The organism is Micromonospora auratinigra (assembly GCF_900089595.1).
Lineage (GTDB): Bacteria > Actinomycetota > Actinomycetes > Mycobacteriales > Micromonosporaceae > Micromonospora > Micromonospora auratinigra.
Map to the genome: position 1 here is coordinate 3,567,277 of NZ_LT594323.1, position 19,943 is coordinate 3,587,219.

The 19,943-nt window shown below is 73.9% G+C and carries 21 protein-coding genes, 3 pseudogenes and 1 riboswitch; of the genes and pseudogenes, 6 read left to right on the forward strand and 18 right to left on the reverse strand.

Annotated features, from left to right (window positions below; translation table 11 throughout):
- Positions 1–13: 13 nt before the first annotated feature.
- Genes GA0070611_RS15740 through GA0070611_RS15750 form a run of 3 tightly spaced genes read right to left on the reverse strand, consistent with a single transcriptional unit; the run spans position 14 to position 2,393 of the window.
- Positions 14–763 carry a sugar isomerase domain-containing protein gene (locus tag GA0070611_RS15740; RefSeq protein WP_091664842.1) on the reverse strand — a complete coding sequence of 250 codons (750 nt, stop codon included), beginning with the start codon at positions 761–763 and terminating at the stop codon, positions 14–16.
- Complete coding sequence (locus tag GA0070611_RS15745) at positions 760–1,572, reverse strand: aminoglycoside N(3)-acetyltransferase (RefSeq protein WP_091664845.1); 813 nt, start codon at positions 1,570–1,572, stop codon at positions 760–762. Before GA0070611_RS15745 ends, GA0070611_RS15740 begins: the two co-directional genes overlap by 4 nt.
- Positions 1,569–2,393: an alpha/beta fold hydrolase gene (locus GA0070611_RS15750; RefSeq protein ID WP_091672990.1), complete on the reverse strand. Its 825-nt coding sequence runs from the start codon at positions 2,391–2,393 to the stop codon at positions 1,569–1,571. Before GA0070611_RS15750 ends, GA0070611_RS15745 begins: the two co-directional genes overlap by 4 nt.
- Before the next feature lie 74 nt (positions 2,394–2,467).
- Positions 2,468–2,574: riboswitch (TPP riboswitch) on the forward strand.
- Positions 2,575–2,646: 72 nt separating this feature from the next.
- On the opposite strand from GA0070611_RS15750, the gene GA0070611_RS15755 reads away from it, so the two are divergent.
- The 3 genes from GA0070611_RS15755 to GA0070611_RS15765 all read left to right on the forward strand — a co-directional run bounded on the left by GA0070611_RS15755 (position 2,647) and on the right by GA0070611_RS15765 (position 5,539).
- Positions 2,647–3,234 carry an ECF transporter S component gene (locus GA0070611_RS15755; RefSeq protein ID WP_091664847.1) on the forward strand — a complete coding sequence of 196 codons (588 nt, stop codon included), beginning with the start codon at positions 2,647–2,649 and terminating at the stop codon, positions 3,232–3,234.
- A 92-nt stretch (positions 3,235–3,326) separates the two neighbouring features.
- Positions 3,327–4,742: an ABC transporter ATP-binding protein gene (locus tag GA0070611_RS15760; protein WP_091664850.1), complete on the forward strand. Its 1,416-nt coding sequence runs from the start codon at positions 3,327–3,329 to the stop codon at positions 4,740–4,742.
- Positions 4,739–5,539 (forward strand): energy-coupling factor transporter transmembrane component T family protein, encoded by an 801-nt coding sequence (locus tag GA0070611_RS15765; protein ID WP_091664852.1) that lies wholly within the window; start codon positions 4,739–4,741, stop codon positions 5,537–5,539. The genes GA0070611_RS15760 and GA0070611_RS15765 overlap by 4 nt, the downstream gene beginning before the upstream one ends.
- A gap of 252 nt (positions 5,540–5,791) precedes the next feature.
- Here GA0070611_RS15765 and GA0070611_RS15770 read toward each other — a convergent pair whose 3' ends face one another.
- Positions 5,792–6,073, reverse strand: a complete 282-nt coding sequence (locus GA0070611_RS15770) for a hypothetical protein (protein WP_091664854.1) — start codon at positions 6,071–6,073, stop codon at positions 5,792–5,794.
- A 254-nt stretch (positions 6,074–6,327) separates the two neighbouring features.
- Here GA0070611_RS15770 and GA0070611_RS15775 point away from each other — a divergent pair, with 254 nt between their 5' ends.
- Together GA0070611_RS15775 and gndA are read left to right on the forward strand one after the other, a co-directional pair.
- The gene (locus GA0070611_RS15775; protein WP_091664857.1) at positions 6,328–6,624 is read left to right on the forward strand and encodes an MTH1187 family thiamine-binding protein; all 297 of its coding nucleotides are present in this window, start codon (positions 6,328–6,330) and stop codon (positions 6,622–6,624) included.
- A 108-nt stretch (positions 6,625–6,732) separates the two neighbouring features.
- Positions 6,733–8,175 (forward strand): NADP-dependent phosphogluconate dehydrogenase, encoded by a 1,443-nt coding sequence (gene gndA / locus GA0070611_RS15780; protein ID WP_091664859.1) that lies wholly within the window; start codon positions 6,733–6,735, stop codon positions 8,173–8,175.
- Positions 8,176–8,178: 3 nt separating this feature from the next.
- Here the strand turns inward: gndA and GA0070611_RS15785 are convergent, their stop codons facing one another.
- The 4 genes from GA0070611_RS15785 to recO form a co-directional block, all read right to left on the reverse strand.
- Complete coding sequence (locus GA0070611_RS15785) at positions 8,179–8,409, reverse strand: thioredoxin reductase (protein ID WP_091664861.1); 231 nt, start codon at positions 8,407–8,409, stop codon at positions 8,179–8,181.
- Between the two features lie 142 nt (positions 8,410–8,551).
- Positions 8,552–8,737: a hypothetical protein gene (locus GA0070611_RS15790; RefSeq protein ID WP_091664863.1), complete on the reverse strand. Its 186-nt coding sequence runs from the start codon at positions 8,735–8,737 to the stop codon at positions 8,552–8,554.
- A 68-nt stretch (positions 8,738–8,805) separates the two neighbouring features.
- Positions 8,806–9,582: an isoprenyl transferase gene (locus GA0070611_RS15795; protein ID WP_197675717.1), complete on the reverse strand. Its 777-nt coding sequence runs from the start codon at positions 9,580–9,582 to the stop codon at positions 8,806–8,808.
- 32 nt (positions 9,583–9,614) lie between these two features.
- Entirely contained in the window at positions 9,615–10,454 is an 840-nt protein-coding gene (gene recO / locus GA0070611_RS15800; RefSeq protein WP_091664868.1) for a DNA repair protein RecO, read from the reverse strand.
- Positions 10,455–10,555: 101 nt separating this feature from the next.
- Here recO and GA0070611_RS15805 point away from each other — a divergent pair, with 101 nt between their 5' ends.
- Positions 10,556–11,335: a DUF4097 family beta strand repeat-containing protein gene (locus GA0070611_RS15805; RefSeq protein WP_091664870.1), complete on the forward strand. Its 780-nt coding sequence runs from the start codon at positions 10,556–10,558 to the stop codon at positions 11,333–11,335.
- Positions 11,336–11,391: 56 nt separating this feature from the next.
- Here GA0070611_RS15805 and GA0070611_RS15810 read toward each other — a convergent pair whose 3' ends face one another.
- The 10 genes and pseudogenes from GA0070611_RS15810 to GA0070611_RS15845 all read right to left on the reverse strand — a co-directional run bounded on the left by GA0070611_RS15810 (position 11,392) and on the right by GA0070611_RS15845 (position 19,933).
- Positions 11,392–12,588 (reverse strand): acyltransferase family protein, encoded by a 1,197-nt coding sequence (locus GA0070611_RS15810; RefSeq protein ID WP_091664873.1) that lies wholly within the window; start codon positions 12,586–12,588, stop codon positions 11,392–11,394.
- 189 nt (positions 12,589–12,777) lie between these two features.
- A complete protein-coding gene (era, locus tag GA0070611_RS15815) occupies positions 12,778–13,674 on the reverse strand; it encodes a GTPase Era (RefSeq protein ID WP_091664875.1) in 897 nt (298 codons plus the stop codon).
- Positions 13,671–14,057, reverse strand: a complete 387-nt coding sequence (locus tag GA0070611_RS15820) for a cytidine deaminase (RefSeq protein WP_091664877.1) — start codon at positions 14,055–14,057, stop codon at positions 13,671–13,673. The genes era and GA0070611_RS15820 overlap by 4 nt, the downstream gene beginning before the upstream one ends.
- Entirely contained in the window at positions 14,050–15,462 is a 1,413-nt protein-coding gene (locus tag GA0070611_RS15825) for a hemolysin family protein (RefSeq protein WP_091664880.1), read from the reverse strand. Before GA0070611_RS15825 ends, GA0070611_RS15820 begins: the two co-directional genes overlap by 8 nt.
- Positions 15,438–15,911 carry an rRNA maturation RNase YbeY gene (gene ybeY, locus GA0070611_RS15830; protein ID WP_091664884.1) on the reverse strand — a complete coding sequence of 158 codons (474 nt, stop codon included), beginning with the start codon at positions 15,909–15,911 and terminating at the stop codon, positions 15,438–15,440. Before ybeY ends, GA0070611_RS15825 begins: the two co-directional genes overlap by 25 nt.
- A gap of 17 nt (positions 15,912–15,928) precedes the next feature.
- A pseudogene (locus tag GA0070611_RS31885) lies at positions 15,929–16,288 on the reverse strand (PhoH family protein); the annotation flags it as partial.
- A 264-nt stretch (positions 16,289–16,552) separates the two neighbouring features.
- Positions 16,553–17,101 (reverse strand): annotated as a pseudogene (locus tag GA0070611_RS32415) (LAGLIDADG family homing endonuclease); the annotation flags it as partial.
- A gap of 207 nt (positions 17,102–17,308) precedes the next feature.
- Positions 17,309–18,055, reverse strand: a pseudogene (locus tag GA0070611_RS31895) (PhoH family protein); the annotation flags it as partial.
- Positions 18,056–18,185: 130 nt separating this feature from the next.
- A complete protein-coding gene (locus GA0070611_RS15840; protein WP_091664887.1) occupies positions 18,186–19,562 on the reverse strand; it encodes a serine hydrolase domain-containing protein in 1,377 nt (458 codons plus the stop codon).
- A 20-nt stretch (positions 19,563–19,582) separates the two neighbouring features.
- Entirely contained in the window at positions 19,583–19,933 is a 351-nt protein-coding gene (locus tag GA0070611_RS15845) for a histidine triad nucleotide-binding protein (RefSeq protein WP_091664889.1), read from the reverse strand.
- Positions 19,934–19,943 lie beyond the last annotated feature (10 nt).

Below are 19,943 nucleotides of genomic sequence, written 5' to 3' on the forward strand. Positions count from 1 at the left end.
TCGTGAAACCGGCTCAGGCGCCCCGGCGGATCCGGCCGGCGTACCGGGCCTCCAGTTCGGCGTTGTGCTCGTCACCGCCGGTGATGTTGGCCGACAGGTAGACCGGCGGGCGCTCCCCCGCCGCCACCAGCCGGGCCACCACCTCCGCCACGATCTGCTGGGCCAGCAGCGCCGCGGTGATCGAGGAGACCGCGCCGACCGCGCCGCCACCGGGCAGCGGCAGGGTGGCGTCGCCGTACGGGGCGCCGTTGTCGAGCACCACGTCGGCGAAGTCGGCGAGCTTGCGTCCGGACGGGTGGCGCGAGGTCATCCGGGCCGAGTGCGCGACGGAGGTGATCGCCACCAGCCCGTGCCCCCGCTCCTTCACGATCGAGGCGAACTCCACCATCGCGCCGTTCACCCCCGAGTTGGAGGCGAGCACGAAGACGTCCTGCGGCCGGACCGGGGCCAGCTCGTAGAGGCGGTGCGCCACGGCCGGCTCCCGCTCCAGCTTCGGGCCGAGCACCTGGGGCGGCTCACCGCCGTACAGCACTAGGTCGCGCAGGGCGATCCGGTTGGTGGGGACCAGCCCGCCGGCCCGCCCGGCGATCTCCATCGCCAGCGCCTCCGAGTGCCCGGTGCCGAACGCGTGCACCACCCCGTCGGCGCGCAGCGCGTCGGCGATCAGGCCGGCCGCCCGGTCCACGTTCTCCCGTTGGGCGGCGGCCACCCGGCCGATCGTCGCGGTCACCTCCGCCAGGTACGCCTCGGCACTCACGCTCATGCATCCTCCGTCCGTCGGTTGCGGGCCAGCCACGGCACCGCGAAGTCCACCGCCGCCCGCTGCCGCACCAGGCGGCCCGTACCGTCCCCGACCGGCCCGAGCCGGACGACGCCGGTGGCCTCCAGGTCGGTGCCGAGGCGGGCGAAGTCGCTCTCGTCCAGGTCCACGTCGTCCCACCAGGCCCACTCCCGGCCGCCGTCAGCGGTCCGCACCGCGCCCCCCAGCCGGTGCCGGGGCGGCCCGGGCTGCCGGTACTCGGCCAGGTGCAGCGAGGTGTTGCGGCCGTGGTCCACGCCGAGCAGCAGCACGTCGGCGTCGAGGTCGTAGAGCCGGGCCAGTGGGGAACCCTCGCCCAGCATGTCGGCCCGGGCGTGGCCGGCGAGGATCCGCTCGGCGGCCGGCCCGAGCGCGGCGAACGACACCTGCGGGTGGTCGCTGCGCCGGGCGCCCGGCCAGGTGCGGACCAGCTCGGCGAAGGCGCCCATGAACCGGCTCGGGGTGACCGCCGGGTCGAAGCCGGGCAGCTCGGCCCGGATCACCGGCCACCAGTCCTCGGGCACCGGCGGGTTGCTCCAGCCCGCCGGGTCGCTGTTCTCCGGGGTGTGGGTCGGCACCACCAGGGTGCCGTCCGGGCCGAGCACGTCGCGCAGGGCGCCCAGCACCGCCTCCGGCCCGCCGCAGAGGAAACCCAGCCCGCGCAGGCGAGCGTGCACCAGCACGGTCCCGCCGGGGCGTACGCCGAGGGTGCGCAGCTGGGCGCCGAGCGACGCACGGGTGTGCGGCCGGGCCGGCGCGGCGGTCGCGGTCACCGGCCGATCCGGGCGCGGATCGCCTCGGCCAGCGGGCCGGGCGCCTCGTCCGGGATCCAGTGCGTGACCCCGCCGAGTTCGACGAACCGGTAGTCGCCGGTGACGTGCGCCGCGCACGCCTCGGCGGCGGTACGGCCGATCGCGATGTCCTTGTCGCTCCAGACGAAGGTGGTCGGCACGCCCACCGGCCCGACCGCCTTCATGTCCGACCCGCTCATCGCCCGGTACCAGTTGAGCGCGGCGGTCAGCGCGTCCGGCTCGCGCATCGGGTCGGCGTAGCGCGCTACCCGGGCGGCGTCGCCGACCCCGGAGAGCATCCGCCGCAGCGCGGTGGCGCGCAGCGCCAGCAGCACCTTCTCCGCCTTGCCCGGCTTGCGGAACAGGGCGATGTAGGAGGAGCGGGCCTTCTGCTGCGGGTCGGTGGCGAGGGCGTGCGCCATCGCCGCCGGGTGCGGCACCGAGACGGCGGTGAGGGTGCGCACCCGCTCCGGGTGGGCCGCCGCCAGGCCCCAGGCCACGATCGCCCCCCAGTCGTGACCGACCAGGTGCGCGCTGCTCACCCCGAGCGCGTCGAGCAGGCCGACAGCGTCCGCCACCAGCTCCGGGATCCGGTACGCCTCGACCGCCGCCGGCCGGGCGCCCGGCGAGTAGCCCCGCTGGTCCGGCGCGTACGTGCGCAGCCCGGCGGCGTGCAGCGCGGGCACCAGGTCGTCCCACTCCCCGCCGTGCTGCGGGAAGCCGTGCAGCAGCAGGACGGGTTCGCCGTCCTCGGGGCCGCCGGTGCGTACCTCGAACGTCAGACCTCGCGCGTCGACCCGCATGATCACCACCCTACCGATCGTCGCCCTGCTGGGCCGGGGGCCGAGGTCGGTGTTAGCGTCTGCCGAGACAACTTCACATCCGACAGGGGAGCGCACAGCGCTGAGAGTGCGGGCCGGTGCCCGCAGACCCTCGAACCTGATCTGGGTAATGCCAGCGCAGGGAGTTCGGTCGACCTCCAGCCGCGTCGCCGTCCGGTGATCCGGGCGCGGCGTGCGTCTTCTCCTGGTTCCGCTACTGGACTGGGAGCATCCGATGGACACCACCACCAACCGCTGGCGCACGATCGACATCGTGGTCGCCTCGGTGATCGCCGTCGCGTTCGGCGTCATCTTCTGGGCCTGGGGCCTGCTCTGGGGCGCGACCGACGCCGCGTTCGCGTTCTTCCCGCCGGCCCAGGCGATCATGTACGGCGTCTGGCTGGTACCGGCCGTGCTCGGCGGCCTGGTCATCCGCAAGCCGGGCGCGTCGCTCTACTGCGAACTGGTCGCCGCGATCGTCTCCGCCCTGCTGGGCAGCCAGTGGGCCAGCATCGTCATCCTCCAGGGCCTGATCCAGGGCCTCGGCGCGGAGCTGGCGTTCGCCGCGTTCCGCTACCGCTCGTACCGGCTGCCGGCCGCCCTGCTGGCCGGCGCGCTGACCGGCCTCAGCGCGGCGATCTTCGACTTCGTCTACTGGAACAAGGCGTACGAGCTGGCCAACTACCGCATCCCGTACGCCCTGCTGACCATCGTCAGCTCGACGATCGTCGCCGGCCTGGGCAGCTGGCTGCTGACCCGCGCGCTGGCGAACACCGGCGTGCTGGACCGCTTCCCCGCCGGCCGCGACCGCGCCCTGGTCTGACCACCGCCCGTTATGTCGATCATGAGATTGGCGGCGATGTGGATCTCCTCAACTGCCGCCAACCTCATGATCGATCGAGGAGAGGGGGCAGGGTGAGCGGGGTGGAGCTGCGCGGGTTCGGGTGGCGGCACGCCGGGCGCAAGCGGTGGGCGGTGCGCGGGGTGGACCTGCGCGTCGAGCGTGGCGAGCGGGTGCTGCTGCTGGGGGCCTCGGGGGCGGGCAAGAGCACGCTGCTCGCCGCGCTGGCCGGGCTGCTGCCCGAGGACTCCGGCGAGCAGGAGGGCACCGTCGAGATCGACGGGCTGGAGCCGCGCAAGGCCCGGGAACGGGTCGGCATCGTCTTCCAGGACCCGGAGACCCAACTGGTGATGGCCCGCTCCGGCGACGACGTGGCGTTCGGGCTGGAGAACCGGGGCGTACCCGCCGGGGAGATCTGGCCCCGGGTGGACGAGGCGCTGCGCCGAATTGGCTTCCCGTACCACCGGGACCGGCCCACCGCCGCGCTCTCCGGCGGCGAACAGCAGCGGCTCGCGCTGGCCGGGGTGCTCGCCCTGCGCCCCGGGCTGCTGCTGCTGGACGAACCCACCGCCAACCTCGACCCGGCCGGCGCGACGCTGGTCCGGCGGGCCGTCGCCGACGCGCTCGACGCCGACACCACGCTGATCCTGGTCGAGCACCGGGTGGCCGAGGCGCTGCCGCTGGTCGACCGGGTGGTGGTGCTGGAACCCGGCGGCGGGGTGCGGGCCGACGGGCCGCCCGGGGCGGTCTTCGCGGCGCACGGTGACGCGCTCGCCGAGGCGGGCGTCTGGGTGCCCGGCCGCACCGTGCCGCCCCGGCACGCCACCGCGCCCCCCGGCGAGCTGCTGCTCACCGCCGACCGGCTCGGCCTGCCGCCCCGGCTGGCCCCCACCGACCTTCGGGTACGCGCCGGCGAGGCGCTCGCCGTGCTCGGCCCGAACGGGGCCGGCAAGTCCACCCTGGCGCTGCTGCTCGGCGGCCTGCTGCGCCCCGGCACCGGCGCGGTCACCGGCACGCCCGCCCTGGCCGGCGCGGACGCGCGTACTCCCCCGCACCGCTGGCGCGCACCGGCCCTGGCCGGGCGGATCGGCTCGGTCTTCCAGGACCCGGAACACCAGTTCGTCACCGGCACCGTGCGCGACGAGCTGGCGCTCGGCCCACGCCGCACCGGGCAGGACGAGGCGGCCGTCCGGGCCACCGTGGACGCCCTGCTGGAGCGGCTCGGGCTGGACCGGTTGGCGGGCGCCAACCCGTACACCCTCTCCGGTGGCGAGGCGCGGCGGCTGAGCGTGGCGACCGCCCTGGCCACCGCGCCCCGCCTGCTGATCTGCGACGAGCCCACCTTCGGCCAGGACCGGCGGACCTGGCGGGAGCTGGTCGACCTCTTCGCCGAGCTGCGCGACGCCGGCCACGGCGTCGTCGCGGTCACCCACGACCCGGACTTCGTCGCGGCGCTCGCCGACCGCACGGTCGTCCTGGAGCGACCGTGATCGGGGTGCAGCCGGTGGCGACCCCCGGCGCGCCGCTGGCCCGGCGCAACCCGGTGGCGAAGCTCGCCGCCGCGCTGATCTTCTCGTTCGTGCTGGTCGCCACCCTGGACCCGGTGGCCCCGGCGATCGCCATCGCGGTCGAACTGGCGGTCCTGCCGCTGTTCGGGGTCCGCTACCGGGTGCTGGCCCGGCGGGCCTGGCCGCTGCTGGCCAGCGCCGTCGGCATCCTGGTCACCCTGGTGCTCTTCGCCGCCGACCGCTCCGGCCCGGTGCTGCTCCAGGCCGGCCCGATCCTGGTCACCCAGGGCGTGCTGGTCACCGCCGCGGGACTGGTGCTGCGGACGCTCGCGGTGGCGCTGCCCGGGATCATCGTCTTCGCCACCACCGACCCCACCGACCTCGCCGACGCGCTGATCCAGAACGCCAGGGCACCGGCCCGGTTCGCCATCGGGGCGCTGGCCGCGTTCCGGCTGGTGCCGCTCCTGGAACAGGAGTGGCGGATGATCAGCATGGCCCGGCGGGCCCGGGGCGTGGACGCCGGCCGCAACCCGCTGGCCCGGCTGCGGCTCTTCGGCTCCACCGCGTTCGCGCTGCTGGTCGGCGCGATCCGCCGGGGCACCCGGCTGGCGGTCGCGATGGACGCCCGCGGCTTCGACGCCGGCACCCCGCGTACGGTCGCCCGGCGGCAGCGTTTCACCCGGGCCGACGGGTTGCTCGTCGCGGGTGCGGCGGTGCTGGCCGGCGGGGCGCTGGCGGTCAGCGTCGCGCTGGGCACGTTCCGCCCCCTGATCGGCTGAGCGGGAGAGCTCGGCAGGCCGGGGTCGACGGGCGGGCGTCGCGCGCCGGCCGGGGCTCAGCGTCGACCGCGTGTCGCCGCCCGAAGACGACTCTCGGTTGAGCGGTATGTCTCCCGGACATGAATATGTCTGAGAGACATACCGCTCCTCAGCGGATGTCCGCCCGGCCCATCCGGAAGCTGAACCAGCGAACGGACAGGTCGGGCCGGCGCAGACCGAAGGGTCGGGCCAGGCACGGCCCGACCACTCGGATCAGCTGCGCCGGAAGGCGTAGAACCGGTTCTGGCCGGCGCGCTGGCTGCGCCCGGCCAGCCGGGCGTCCCGCCCGACCGGTGGACCGGCCTTCGGCGGCGTCGCCCCGGACGGGGTCGGCGCGGCCGGGGAGAACGTGGACGGGGCCGGCGCGGCGGGCGGCACCTCGACCGTCGGCACCTCGACCGGCAGCACCGGCCCGGTGTCGAGATCGGCCAGGTTCACGTCCACCGGGGACGGGGTGGAACGGCGGGACTTCTTCGGACTGCGCTTGGCGGGCATACGCGGCCTCCTGCGGAGTCGGGCGCGCCGGTCGACGACGCGGCGGGACGGGCGGGCTCCGGTGAGATCCGGCCACGACGGACACCACGACGAACGGCGGTGCGCGGGAGGCATGCGGACGCCCGGAGCAGGACAGGTCCGCGGCGGAAGACGGCGGCGGACCGGGCTCGACGAAGCGGCGTCAGATACGCATGCCGGTACGGTAACCGACCGCCGGCCGGCCCCGCAGCCGAATTACTGGCACCATCGGCGGCATGCTGATCGCGTTCTCGATCACCCCGCTCGGCGTGGGTGAGTCCGTCGGCGACCTGGTGGCCGACGCCGTCCGGGTGGTCCGCGAGTCGGGCCTGCCGAACCGTACCGACGCCATGTTCACCACCGTCGAGGGTGAGTGGGACGAGGTGATGGCGGTGGTCAAGCAGGCCGTGGACGCCGTCGCCGCGCAGGCGCCCCGGGTCAGCCTGGTGCTCAAGGCCGACGTCCGCCCCGGCGTCACCGACGCGCTGACCGCGAAGGTCGCGCACATCGAGGCCCGCCTCGCCGAGGGCTGACCACGTACCGCCAGCATCCCCTCACCGGGCGTCGAGGACCCGGCCCGCACCCGCGACCGCCGCGATACGGTCGCAGGACGGGACACCGGACGAAGGGTGGCGGTACGCATGGCAGCGCAGGCGACGGCGCAGATCGGGGTCACCGGCCTGGCGGTGATGGGCCGCAACCTGGCTCGGAACCTGGCCCGCAACGGGTTCACCGTGGCGGTGCACAACCGCTCGCCCGAACGCACCCGCAGCCTGGTCGCCGAGCACGGTGACGAGGGCACCTTCGTCCCCACCGAATCCCTCACCGACTTCGTGGCGGCGCTGGAGCGTCCCCGGGCGGTGATCGTGATGGTGAAGGCCGGCGCTCCCACCGACGCGGTGATCGACGAACTGGTCCCGCTGCTCGACGAGGGGGACATCGTCGTCGACTGCGGCAACGCGCACTTCGCCGACACCCGTCGTCGGGAGGAGGCGCTGCGCGGGCACGGGCTGCACTTCGTCGGCACCGGCGTCTCCGGCGGCGAGGAGGGCGCGCTGCGCGGTCCGAGCATCATGCCGGGCGGGTCGGCGGACTCCTACCGGAAGCTCGGCCCGATCTTCGAGAAGATCGCCGCCCAGGTGGACGGGACGCCCTGCTGCCGGCACATCGGCCCGGACGGCGCCGGGCACTTCGTCAAGATGGTCCACAACGGCATCGAGTACGCCGACATGCAGCTCATCGCCGAGGCGTACGACCTGCTGCGGGCCGGCCTGTCGGCGAGCCCGGCGGAGCTCGCGGAGATCTTCCGGGAGTGGAACGGCGGCGAGCTGGAGTCGTTCCTCATCGAGATCACCACCGACGTGCTGGCACACACCGACGCGGCGACCGGCCGCCCCTTCGTCGACGTCGTGCTCGACCAGGCCGAGCAGAAGGGCACCGGCCGCTGGACCGTGCAGAGCGCGTTGGACCTCGGCATCCCGATCACCGGCATCGCCGAGGCGACCTTCGCCCGGTCGCTCTCCGGGCACGCCGGCCAGCGCGCCGCCGCCCGCCGCGCGTTCGCCGACGCGGGTGACACGTGGCAGGTCGACGACCGGGAGACCTTCGTCGAGGACGTCCGGCGCGCGCTGCTGGCCAGCAAGATCGTCGCGTACGCGCAGGGCTTCGACCAGATCCGCGCCGGCAGCCGGGAGTACGACTGGGACATCGACCTGGGCGGCACCGCCACCATCTGGCGGGGCGGCTGCATCATCCGGGCCCGCTTCCTGGACCGGATCCGGGAGGCGTACGACGCCGAGCCGGAGCTGCCCACGCTGTTGGTCGCCCCGTGGTTCGCCGAGCGGGTCAGCGCCGGGGTGCCGGCCTGGCGACGGGTGGTGGCCGACGCCGCCCGGGCGGGGGTGCCGGCCCCGGCCTTCGCGTCGTCGCTGGCCTGGTTCGACGGACTGCGCGCCGAGCGGCTGCCGGCCGCGCTGATCCAGGGCCTGCGGGACAACTTCGGGGCGCACACCTACCGCCGGGTCGACCGGGACGGCAGCTTCCACACCCGCTGGGCGGGCGACCGCACCGAAGTGGCGGGCTGAGGCTCACCAGGCCCGCTGGGCCTCGTCCGCCGGGGCGGGCGCCCAGCCGGTCGCGGGTTCCCCGGCGGCCAGCTCGCCGATCTCGCCGGAGCGCACCGCCGGCGTGTGCCCGAGGTCGGCGCAGTACCGCTCGGCCACCCCGGCGCACAGGTCGGCGATCCGTTCCCGCTGCGCCGGATCGGCCAGGTCCGCCCCGGCCAGGGCGGCCGTCATCTCGTACCGGAGATCGCGCATCCTCCACCCCCGTGGCGGGCGCGTCCCCGCGGCACGCCCTGCGCCGATCGTACGCAGGGACGCCCCGCCCCCGGCCGGAAAGCTCGGGATGCGGGGCGCCCGCGGTGACGGCCCGCCGCGACGCTGCGGCGGGCCGTCGACGTCAGAAGAACCGACGACGCTTGGCCTTCTGCGGCCGGAGCATGTCGGCGCCCTTGGTGAGCAGTCGGCTGACCCCGGTCGGGCCGCGACGGGCCTCCAGGGAGTGGCTGAGCCGGCGCGCGCCGGCCGCCGCCAGCGGCACGGCGACCGCCATGACCGCCCACTGCGCGATCCGCTTCTGAATCATGTGGTTCACCTCCGCGTGTGGCTGCTGTCGGTATTGGTACCCAGCGTGCCGCGTCGGTAAGCGTGACCTCAGACTCCCGGCGCGACCGGATTCGGCAACGCGCCGCCGAAGCGCCGGTCCCGCTGGGCGTAGAGCTCGCAGGCGTACCAGAGGTGCCGGCGGTCGAAGTCCGGCCAGAGGGTGTCGAGGAAGACCAGTTCCGCGTACGCGCTCTGCCAGAGCAGGAAGTTGGAGGTGCGCTGCTCGCCGGAGGGGCGCAGGAAGAGGTCCACCTCGGGGATCTCCGGGTGGTAGAGGTACTTCTGGATGGTCTTCTCGGTGATCCTGTCCGGGTGCAGCTTCCCGGCGGCCACGTCCCGGGCGATCGCCGCGGTGGCGTCGGCGATCTCGGCGTGCCCGCCGTAGTTGACGCAGAACTGCAGGGTCAGCGTCGAGTTGCCCCGGGACATCTCCTCGGCGGTCTGCAGCTCGGAGATGACGCTCTTCCAGAGCCGCCCGGCCCGACCCGACCAGACCACCCGGACACCCAGGTCGACGAGTTGGTCCCGGCGACGCCGGATGACGTCGCGGTTGAAGCCCATCAGGAACCGGACCTCGTCCGGCGAGCGCCGCCAGTTCTCGGTGGAGAAGGCGTACGCCGACAGGTAGGGGATGCCCAGCTCGATCGCGCCCTCGATGGTGTCGAAGAGGCTGTGCTCGCCCTGCTCGTGACCCTTGGTGCGGGGCAGGCCGCGCTCCTTGGCCCAGCGGCCGTTGCCGTCCATCACCACGGCGACGTGCTTCGGCAGCGCCTCGGCGGGCAGCGCCGGCGGCCGGGCACCGGACGGGTGCGGGGTCGGTGGCACCGGCGCACGCCGGCCGGCCCTCGTCGATCGGATCACTCGGTCTTCTCCCTGTTCGCGCTCACCGGCCCGCGTCCGGAGGCCGGCGGCGGGACCGTGCCGGCCGCCGGGGCACCCCGGTCGACCAGCGGGAGCGAGCGTAACGCGCGCTCCAGGTGCCACTGGAGGTGCGCCGCGACCAGGCCGCTGCACTCCCGGCGTACGCCGGTCTCGGTGGCGTCGGCGTACCCCCAGTCGCCGGTGGTCAGCGCGGACATCAGCGCGACGGTGGCCGGGGCGGGGTGGGCGGCGCCGGGCGGGCGGCAGTCCGGGCAGACCGCGCCGCCGGCCGGCACGGAGAACGCCCGGTGCGAGCCCGGCTCGCCGCAGACCGCGCAGGCGGTCAACGCCGGCGCCCAGCCGGCGAAGGACATCGCGCGCAGCAGGTACGCGTCGAGCACCAGCGTGGTGGCGTGCTCGCCCCGGGCCAGGGACTTCACCGCGCCGAGGGTGAGCTGGAACAGCCGCAGCGACGGCTCCCGCTCGACCGGGGTGAGCCGCTCGGCGGTCTCGGCGATCGCGCTGGCCGCCGTGTAGCGGGGGTAGTCGCCGAGGAACCGCTTGCCGTACAGGTCGATCCCCTCGACCTGACTGATGGTGTGCAGCGAGCTGCCCTGGTTGCCCTTGGGGTCACCGGCGAGCTGGAGGTCGATGTGCCCGAACGGCTCCAGCCGGGCGCCGAACTTGCTGGTGGTGCGCCGGACCCCCCGGGCCACCGCGCGCAGCCGGCCGTGCCGGCGGGTGAGCAGGGTGATGATCCGGTCGGACTCGCCCAGCTTCTGCGCGCGCAGCACCACCGCGTCGTCGCGGTAGAGCTGTCGGCGGTACCCGGCCATCGGGCCATTCTCCCTCGGGGTGCGATCTCAGGGTCGGTTCGGGGTGCGGTGGCGGTGGAACCCGGATGTGCCGGGGCCCGGGCCGGCCGTAGCGTGCTGCCATGGCTCTGCACCGGACCGCCGTCGCCGCCGGCGCGGCCGCCGCCCTGATCGTCCTCGCCGGGTGTGACACGCTGTCGTTCCGCCGGCTCGACTTCGACACCACCGAGGCGGTGAAGATCACCCGGATCACCGTCCGCCCCGGCGGCTCCGGGGACGTCACGGTCCGCGCCTCCGGCTCCGCCGACCAGGTACGGATCAAGCGGGTGCTGCGCTACCAGGGCGCCCAGCCCACCGTCCGGTACGACATCTCCGGCGACGAACTGGTGCTGCCCACCCGCTGCGGGCCACGCTGCACGGTCTCCTACGAGGTGCTCGCCCCCGAGGGCGTGGCGGTCACCGGGGAGACCGCCTCCGGCAACATCGAGCTGTACCGGGTCGGCCCGGTGGAGTTCACCCTCCAGTCCGGCGACGTCCGGGTGGTCGGGGCGAGCGGACCGGTCCGGGCCACCACCACCTCCGGCAACATCCAGGTCAGCGACGTGGCCGGCGCGGTACGCCTGCGCGCCACGTCGGGCGACATCGAGGCCCGCCGGGTGGCCGCCGGCGTGGACGTGGAGGCCCGGTCGGGCAACGTCACCGTGGAACTGGACAAGCCGGCCTCGGCGCGGCTGCACGCCACCAGCGGCGACGTCGCGCTCACCGCGCCGACCGGCCGGTACCGGATCCGGGCGGCCGCCACCTCCGGCGACTCCCAGGTCACCATCCCGAGCGACCCCACCGCTCCCCTGCTCCTCGACGTCACCACCGCCAGCGGCAACGTCACCGTCACCCCCCGCTGACCCACCCCACCCACCCCCGGGTCCCCCGGGCCGCGGGGGTCCCCCGGGCCGCTAATTCACGGAAAGAGTCGTTGTGACGGGTCGTTCGACCACTCTTTCCGTGAATTAGCGCGGCGGGCGGCGGGCGGGCGGCGGGGTGGGGGTGCGGGTGCGGGGCGGGTGAGGCCGGCGGCGGTGGTGACCAGTTCGCCGGCCGCGCCGGCCGGGGCGGGGCTGGCCGGGGCGGCCGCCGCCCGGTCGGCCACGGTCCGCCGGGGGCGGCCGGGCAGCAGTTCGGGGGTACGCCGGGCCGCCACGTCCTCGACCCAGCCGACCAGCAGCGTGACCATCCCCACCAGGGCGAAGACCAGCGCCACCCGCAGCCAGAGGCCGACCGGGTCCCGGGGGCCCCAGCCGACCAGGCCGACCAGCGGCGTGAGCGCGACCACGAACGGCATGTGCCAGAGGTAGACGGTGAGGGCGCGCCGGTTCAGCACGGTGACCGCCCGACCGAAGACCGGGTTGCGGTCCACCCAGGGGGCCCGTTCCGGCGCCCGACCGATCGCCACCAGGATGAACGCCGCCGACCAGAGCGCGTTGCCGAGGTGGATGTCGTTGAGGTCGTAGCCACGCGGACCGGGGTGGGTGAAGATCCAGCCCAGCCCGCCGGCGCCGAGCAGCAGCACCAGGGGCACCAGCACCCGGTTGCCCATCCGGCGCAGCAGCCCGTCGTGGTGGGCGAAGCCGAGCAGCCAGGCGCCGAAGTACAGGCCGAAGTCGCGCAGCACCGTCGGGGCGTCCGGGAGCACGCCGAGCTCGATGGCGGCCAGCAGCGCGTACGGGGCGAGCAGGGTGGGCAGCAGCGCACGGCGGAACAGCCACAGGGCCAGCGGCGAGGCGAGCACGAACCAGAGGTAGTCGCGCAGGTACCAGATCGGGCTCAGGGCCAGCCCGCCCCAGTAGTTCGCCGGTGGATCACTGACCGGGAACAACCAGAGCAGCACCTTCGGGGTCAGCGGCAGACCGGTGAGCAGCATGGCCGGTACGAAGACCGCGGCGAGCACCCAGAGCGACGGCAGCAGCCGACGCAGCCGACGCGCCACCGCCGGCACCCCGCTGCGGTCCAGCGAGGCGGCCATCAGCGAGCCGGCCAGCGCGAACATCACCGACATCGCCGGGAACACCAGGGTGAGGGTGGCGTAGCCGGTGACGTGGTAGACGACAACTCGAACGATGGCCAGGAAGCGGAGCAGGTCCAGGTATCGGTTTCGCATCAGCCTGCATCGGGGTCCGGGAAAGGGGTGCCGATTCCCTACCCTCACGCGACGCCCGGCGAAACGGCCAACGGACCGGGGCGGAAAGTGAAACTTCCCATAAATGCGGCCGATTCGGACCAGCGGTCCCGGTCACACAGCCGCCGGTCGCCGGCCCGGTCGGTCCGGGCCGGCGATCGGCTACGACGGTCAGAAGCCCAGCTTGCGCAGCTGCTTCGGGTCGCGCTGCCAGTCCTTCGCGACCCGGACGTGCAGGTCCAGGTAGATCCGGGTGCCGAGCAGCTCCTCGATCTGCCGGCGCGCCCGGGTGCCGACGTCCTTGAGCCGGCTCGCCTTGTGGCCGATCACGATCGCCTTCTGGCTGGGCCGCTCGACGTACAGGTCCGCGTAGATCTTGGTGACGTTCCCCTCGGGGATCATCTCCTCCACCACCACCGCGATCGAGTGCGGCAGCTCGTCCCGGACCCCCTCCAGCGCCGCCTCCCGGATCAGCTCGGCGACCAGCACCTGCTCCGGGTCGTCGGTGAGCATGTCGTCCGGGTAGAGCTGGGGCGACTCGGGCAGGTAGCCGGTCATCACGTCGACCAGCGTGTCCACCTGGTGCCCGGAGACCGCGCTGACCGGCACCACGGCGGCGAAGTCGCCCAGCTCGCTGACCGCGAGCAACTGCTCGGCCAGGCGCTTCTTGTCGACCAGGTCGGTCTTGGTGACCACGGCCAGCACGGTGGCCTTCAGGCTGGCCAGCTCGCCGGTGATGAACCGGTCACCACGGCCGATCGGCTCGTTCGCCGGGATGCAGAGGCCGATCACGTCCACCTCGCTCCAGGTCTCCCGGACCAGGTCGTTCAGCCGCTCGCCGAGCAGCGTCCGGGGCCGGTGCAGACCGGGGGTGTCGACCAGCACGAGCTGCGACTCGGGCCGGTGCAGCACCGCCCGGATGATGTGCCGGGTGGTCTGCGGCTTGTTCGAGGTGATCGCGATCTTGGTGCCGACGATCGCGTTGGTCAGCGTCGACTTGCCGGCGTTCGGCCGGCCGACGAAGCAGCCGAACCCGGCCCGGTACGCACGCTCCTGCCGGTCGGTCACTCGACCACCGTGCCGAGCAGGGTGCCGTCCGGGGCGACCACGTGGACCGGGGCGTCGGCGGCGAGGTCCCGCACGGCGGCGTGCCCGGCGCCGTCCAGCGTCGAGGCCTCGGTGACCACCACCGCGGCCTCCAGCCGGGTGGCCCCGGCGGCCACCGCCGAGGCGACCGCGAGCTGGAGCGCGGTCAGGGTCAGCGACGGCAGCGCCACGCTGGCCGCCGCGTACGTGCGGCCGTCCTGGTCGCGGACCGCCGCGCCCTCCACGGCGGCCACCCGGCCGCGCGCCCCCCGGGCCAGCACGACCAGCTTGCCGTCCTCGGCGCTCAGCTCGGCCGGGTCGGACGGGGTGGGCCGGGCGGCCGGCACGGCGGAAGTCTCAGGCATCGGCGGGAAGCCTCTCCTCGGTACGGTTGTGGTTGCCGCGGGGCTCGGCGTGCTCGCCCCGCCCCGCGCTGTCGGACGCGTCACCCGACGCGGCCCGGCTCACCAGCACGGTGTCGATCCGGTTGCGCCGGCCGGTGGTGCCCTCGGCGATCAGCCGGAGGCCGGCCACCTCGGCCTCGGCGCCGGGGATCGGCACCCGGCCGAGCGACTGGGCGAGCAGGCCACCGACCGTCTCCACCTCGTCGGTGGGCAGGTCGGTGTCGAACAGCTCGCCCAGATTCTCCACCGGCAGCCGGGCGGTGACCCGCACCGACCCGTCCGCCAGCCGCTCGACCGGCGGGCGTTCGACATCGTACTCGTCGGTGATCTCACCGACGATCTCCTCCAGGATGTCCTCGATGGTGACCAGGCCGCCGGTGCCGCCGTACTCGTCGACCACGATGACCAGGTGGTTGCGGGCCGCCTGCATCTCGGAGAGCAGGTCGTCGACCGGCTTGGACTCGGGCACGAAGGTGGCCGGGCGCATCAGCTCCGACACCGGCAGCTGGGCGGTACGCGGGTCGCCGCCCTGGGTGCGCCGGATCAGGTCCTTGAGGTAGAGCACGCCGAGCACGTCGTCGACGCTCTCGCCGATCACCGGGATGCGGGAGAAGCCGGACCGCAGGAAGAGCGCCAGGGCCTGGGCCAGCGTCTTGCCCTCCTCTATCCACACCATCTCGGTACGCGGCACCATCACCTCGCGGGCGATGGTGTCACCGAGGGCGAAGACCGAGTGGATCATCTGCCGTTCGCCGTGCTCCACCACGCCCCGCTGCTCGGCCAGGTCGACCAGCTCACGCAGCTCGACCTGGCTGGCGAACGGCCCCTCGCGGAAGCCCTTGCCAGGGGTGACCGCGTTGCCGATCAGGATCAGCAGCGAGGCCAGCGGGTTGAGTGCCCGGCCCAGCCAGCGCACCAGCGGGGCGACCGCGCGGCCCACCGCGTACGCGTGCTGCCGGCCGAGGGTGCGCGGGGCCACGCCGACCACGACGAAGCTGACCACGGTCATCGCCCCGGCGGTGACCAGGGCGGCCCGCCAACCGGCGCCGAAGCTGTCCACCGCCACCAGCGCCACCAGCGTGGTGGCGGTCAGCTCGGCGAGCAGCCGCAGCAGGAGCAGCAGGTTGAGGTGGCGCACCACGTCGCCGGCCACGGCCTGCAGGGCGCGGGCGCCCCGCACCCCGTCGCGGGTCAGCTCCCCGGCCCGGGCCGGGGAGACGGCGGCGAGCGCCGCCTCGGTCATCGCGATCAGGCCGGCCAGCACCACCAGCCCCGCCGCGAAGACGATCAGCTGGAAATCGGGCAGGCCGGCGGGAGCGCCCCCGGCCGCCAGGATCGTCATCACTGCGACCGGGTCGACCGCCAGCTGGCCAGCAGCCGGGCCTGGAGACCGAACATCTCCCGCTCCTCCTCCGGCTCGGCGTGGTCGTAGCCGAGCAGGTGCAGCACTCCGTGCACGGTGAGCAGGTGCAACTCGTCGGCGGACGAGTGACCGGCGGTGGCCGCCTGCTTGGCCGCCACCTCCGGGCAGAGCACGATGTCGCCGAGCAGGGCCGGCTCACCGCCGGCCGGCGCGCTCTCGCCGGGACCGTGGTCGACGCTGCCCTCGTCCATGGGGAAGGCGAGCACGTCGGTGGGGCCGTCGCCGCCCATCCAGCGATGGTTCAGCTCGGCCATGTAGTCGATGTCGACCAGCAGCACGGAGAGCTCGGCGAGGGGGTTGACCCCCATCTCGTCGAGGGCGTGCCGGGCGACGGCGAGCACGGCGTCGGTGTCGACGTCGACACCCGACTCGTTGGCGATCTCGATGGACAACTGTCTTCCTCTGGTGGTTAGCGGCGCCGGCCGGCCCGGCCGCCCTGGGCGGTCCGCCCCGGCACGGCGTGCACGCTCTGCGCCTGCTGGTTCTCCCGCTCGTCCCAGCGGGCGTACGCGTCGACGATCTCGCCCACCAGCTTGTGGCGGACCACGTCGGAGCTGGAGAGCTGGGCGAAGTGCACGTCCTCGACGTTGCTCAGGATCTCCCGGACCACCCGCAGGCCGCTGGTGGTCCCGCCGGGAAGGTCCACCTGGGTGACGTCGCCGGTGACCACGATCTTGGAACCGAAGCCGAGCCGGGTGAGGAACATCTTCATCTGCTCGGGCGTGGTGTTCTGCGCCTCGTCGAGAATGATGAAGGCGTCATTGAGGGTGTTGTGCGTCACCAGGAAATCGTCGGTGACGTAGAGCGAATCCTCCGCCGCGACCTGGATGCACATCGTCTCCCGCACCCCGGCCGGGATGATCGAGTCGATGAAGCGCATCGGCCGGCCGCCGCCCTGCTCGTCGTAGAGCCGCCGCTTGCGGGACAGGCGGAACGGGGCGACGCCGGCCGGAAGCTGGATTTCCACGACGTAGCAGTCGGAGCGGTACGGCACCGGACGACCCTTGGCCAGGCCGGGCTTGCGCCCCTCGGCCTCCCGGACCCGCCAGGTGGCCACCCCGCCGAGCGACTGGACCAGGTAGACCACGTCGTCCCGCAGGCGGGGAGACGTCGTCGAGTACTGCACCCGGCAGGTCCGCCCGGCCTGAGTGGCCGGGCCGCCGTCGGTGTCCAGCAGCCCTTGGAGCACGGCCAGCCGGACGTCGACGCTGTTGTTCTTGTAGGCGTCGGGCACGAACTTGGTGCCCGAGGTCGTCCCGGCCAACTCCAGCTCACGCAGCACAGCCGTCACCGGATTGGCCACGATCACGCCGCCGCGGTGACCGTTGACGTGCCGCAGCACGTAGTCGTAGTCACCCTTGCGGACGAGGGCGATGTCGGGCAGCGCCTGCTCCAGCGCGACGGCCAGCTCAGGGTCAGCCGTGCAGAAGGCGGGCGTCGTCCGGCATGAGATCGAGCCGTCCCCGAGGAGCAGACCGAGCGCGTACGGGTCGAGCGGCACATCGTGCGACTCCATCTGCACGGGCGCGACGACCGGCAGCTCGTACCGGCGGGTGTGCCCGCGCCACTCCTTGCCGATCATCTCCCGCGTCTCGAGCGTGCGCCGACGGCCCCGCCGCTTGTCGTCCGGCGTGGCGACGGTCCAGAGGTGCTCACCGCAGGCGATCGTGGACGCGCCGTCCTGGGTGGTGACCCGATAGGTCTGCTTCGGCCCCTGCGGGTAGATGCCAATCACCGGGGTCGGCGTCCCGTTCGAGCCGATGACCAGGTCACCGACCCGGAGCGAGCCGAACGGCTTGAAGCCCTCCGGGGTCAGCACCCGGGCGTCGTACGGCTGCGCCCGACCCCTCATGTATGCCAGCGGCGCGACCTCGATGGTGCCGGCGGCCATCAGCTTGGGGATGGTCTCCGGGTCGAGCATGTCGTGCAGCGCGTCGTAGAGCGGGCGCAGGTAGGGGTCGATCTTCTCGTTCAGGGTGCCGGGCAGGAAGCCGAGCCGCTCCCCCGCCTCGACCGCCGGCCGGGTCAGGATGATCCGGTTGACCTGCTTGGCCTGGAGCGCCTGGACGGCCTTCGCCATCGCCAGGTAGGTCTTGCCGGTGCCGGCGGGGCCGATGCCGAAAACGATGGTGTTGGCGTCGATCGCGTCGACGTAGCGCTTCTGCCCGAGCGTCTTGGGCCGGATGGTGCGCCCGCGCCGGGAAAGGATGTTGAGCGTCAGAACCTCGGCGGGCCGCTCGGTGCCGCCCTGCTCGAGCATGCCGACGGTACGCCGGACAGCGTCTGTGGTCAGGGTCTCGCCTTTCTCGATCAACTCGAGCAGCTCACTGAAGAGGCGCTCGGCGAGGGCGTTGTCCGCGGGGGCGCCGGTGATGGTGATCTCGTTGCCCCGGACGTGGACGTCGCTGTTGACCGAGCGTTCGACGAGGCGCAGGATCTCGTCGCCGGCGCCGAGCAGGTTCACCATGATCTTCTGGTCCGGGACCGTGATCCTGGTCTGCACCCGGGGCGGGGCGGGAGGTGGGGTGTCGCTCATAGCTCGGGCCGTCCGGCCCTACGCCACCTGCTTCCGATCTCGGCGCCGGGCCCGGCTGGCGCGGCGGACGTGACATCCATCGTATCGCTCCCGCACCGTCGGCAACTCGCCCATTTCCGCCGGTAGGAGATCAACTGCCGGTCCGGAAGTCGTACCCGTCGAAGGTCTCCTGGTGGCGGGTGAAACGGTAGGTGGCCCAGTGCAGCCGGACCACCGCGCCCCGCTCGTCGCGGGTCAGCCGGAGCAGCTCGCCCGCCTCCCGGCCGGAGACGGTCCGGAACACGTCCGGCCGATCCGGCAGCGGCGCGAACACCGCCGGCGGCTTGCCCGCCGGGTCGGCCGCGCCGCGGGCCCGCAGCGTCCCGTCGTGCCAGGAGAAGACGACCTCGAAGCCCTCGCCCCACCAGCGGCCCAGCATCCCGCGCAGCTGCGCGGGGGCGGGCGGCCCGGGCCGCCACGGCTCGATCTCCGCGGGGTCGTGCTCGGCGGCGGCGGCGAGCAGCAGGTGCGGCAGGTCGAGCACCTCGGTGCCGGTGCCCGACGAGCCGAGCACCGCGCAGCCCATCGCACCGGCGGTGCCGTCGCCGCCCCGGCGGCCGTAGACGGCGGCCAGGAAACCGGGCATCGCCCCGTCGTGCCCCACGTGCACCACCCGTCCCGGCTGGGGCACCAGGATCAGGCCGAGCCCCCAGCCGGCCGCCCAGAGCGTCTCGTCGGTGGTGGTGAGCGGCCAGCGCATCTCGTCGACGGTGGCCGGGGTGAGCACCGTGCCGGCCGGGTCGAGCGCCGCCGGGTCGGCCAGGAAGGCCGCCCACCGGGCCATGTCCGGGGCGGTGCTCCAGAGCTGTGCGGCGGGGCCGACCGCGCCGAAGTCGGTCGGCGGCTCCGGCCGGGCCTCGTCGGAGTACGCGTCGACCAGGTACCCGGTCGCGGCCCGCTCCCCCGGCGTCGCGCCGGTCGAGGTCAGCCCGAGCGGGACCAGCACCCGCTCGGCGAGCACCTCCGCCCAGGTGCCGCCACGCAGCCGGGCGACCAGCTCACCGAGGAGCGCCATGCCGAGGTTGGAGTAGTGGTAGCGCCGGCCGGTCGGCAGCACCCGCTCCACCCGGGCCAGGTCGGTCAGCAGCTCCTCGACGTCCGGCACGCGCAGGGTGTCCCAGACGTCGCCGTGCGGCTCCCGCTGGAGGCCGGCGGTGTGCGACAGCAGCCGCCGTACGGTCAGCTCGCCGTGCGCCGGCAGGTCGAGGTGCCGCCCGATCGGGTCGTCCAGGTCGAGCAGCCCGTCGTCGCGGCACTGCATGACCAGCACCGAGGTGAAGGTCTTGGTGACCGAGCCGATCCGGAACACGGTGTCCGCGTCGAGCGACCGGTCGGTGCCGGTGCCGCCGACCGTGCAGGTCCAGAGCGGCCGGTCGGCCCGGTGCAGGGCCGCCGAGACCGCCGGGATCCGCCCCTGGGCCTGCGCCTGGCGCACCATCCGGCCGAGCCGGTCCTGCACAGTGATCACGGAAGCAGTGTAGGACGGGCTCAGCGGCAGATCATCGGGCCGAGCGGGGCTCCGCCGAGCAGGTGCGCGTGCACGTGGAAGACCTCCTGCCCACCGTGCTCGCCGGTGTTGAACATCAGCCGGAAGCCGTCGGCGGTCAGCCCCTCCTCCTCGGCCACCACGGCCGCGGTGGCGAGCAGCTCACCGGCGAGCGTCGGGTCCCCCTGGGCCAGGGTGGCCACGTCCGCGTAGTGCTCCTTGGGGATCACCAGCACGTGCACCGGCGCCTTGGGGCCGATGTCGCGGAACGCGAGGGTGGTCGCGGTCTCCCGCACGATGGTGGCCGGGATCTCTCCCGCGACGATCCGGCAGAACAGGCAGTCGGTTCCCATTCGGGCATGC

Coding starts and splice junctions, on each gene's coding strand:
- GA0070611_RS15740 (WP_091664842.1), bottom strand. CDS start 763: ATGAGCGTGAGTGCCGAGGCGTACCTGGCGGAGGTGACCGCGACGATC.
- GA0070611_RS15750 (WP_091672990.1), bottom strand. CDS start 2,393: ATGCGGGTCGACGCGCGAGGTCTGACGTTCGAGGTACGCACCGGCGGC.
- GA0070611_RS15755 (WP_091664847.1), top strand. CDS start 2,647: ATGGACACCACCACCAACCGCTGGCGCACGATCGACATCGTGGTCGCC.
- GA0070611_RS15770 (WP_091664854.1), bottom strand. CDS start 6,073: ATGCCCGCCAAGCGCAGTCCGAAGAAGTCCCGCCGTTCCACCCCGTCC.
- GA0070611_RS15775 (WP_091664857.1), top strand. CDS start 6,328: ATGCTGATCGCGTTCTCGATCACCCCGCTCGGCGTGGGTGAGTCCGTC.
- gndA (WP_091664859.1), top strand. CDS start 6,733: ATGGCAGCGCAGGCGACGGCGCAGATCGGGGTCACCGGCCTGGCGGTG.
- GA0070611_RS15785 (WP_091664861.1), bottom strand. CDS start 8,409: ATGCGCGATCTCCGGTACGAGATGACGGCCGCCCTGGCCGGGGCGGAC.
- GA0070611_RS15790 (WP_091664863.1), bottom strand. CDS start 8,737: ATGATTCAGAAGCGGATCGCGCAGTGGGCGGTCATGGCGGTCGCCGTG.
- recO (WP_091664868.1), bottom strand. CDS start 10,454: ATGGCCGGGTACCGCCGACAGCTCTACCGCGACGACGCGGTGGTGCTG.
- GA0070611_RS15805 (WP_091664870.1), top strand. CDS start 10,556: ATGGCTCTGCACCGGACCGCCGTCGCCGCCGGCGCGGCCGCCGCCCTG.
- GA0070611_RS15810 (WP_091664873.1), bottom strand. CDS start 12,588: ATGCGAAACCGATACCTGGACCTGCTCCGCTTCCTGGCCATCGTTCGA.
- GA0070611_RS15820 (WP_091664877.1), bottom strand. CDS start 14,057: ATGCCTGAGACTTCCGCCGTGCCGGCCGCCCGGCCCACCCCGTCCGAC.
- GA0070611_RS15845 (WP_091664889.1), bottom strand. CDS start 19,933: ATGGGAACCGACTGCCTGTTCTGCCGGATCGTCGCGGGAGAGATCCCG.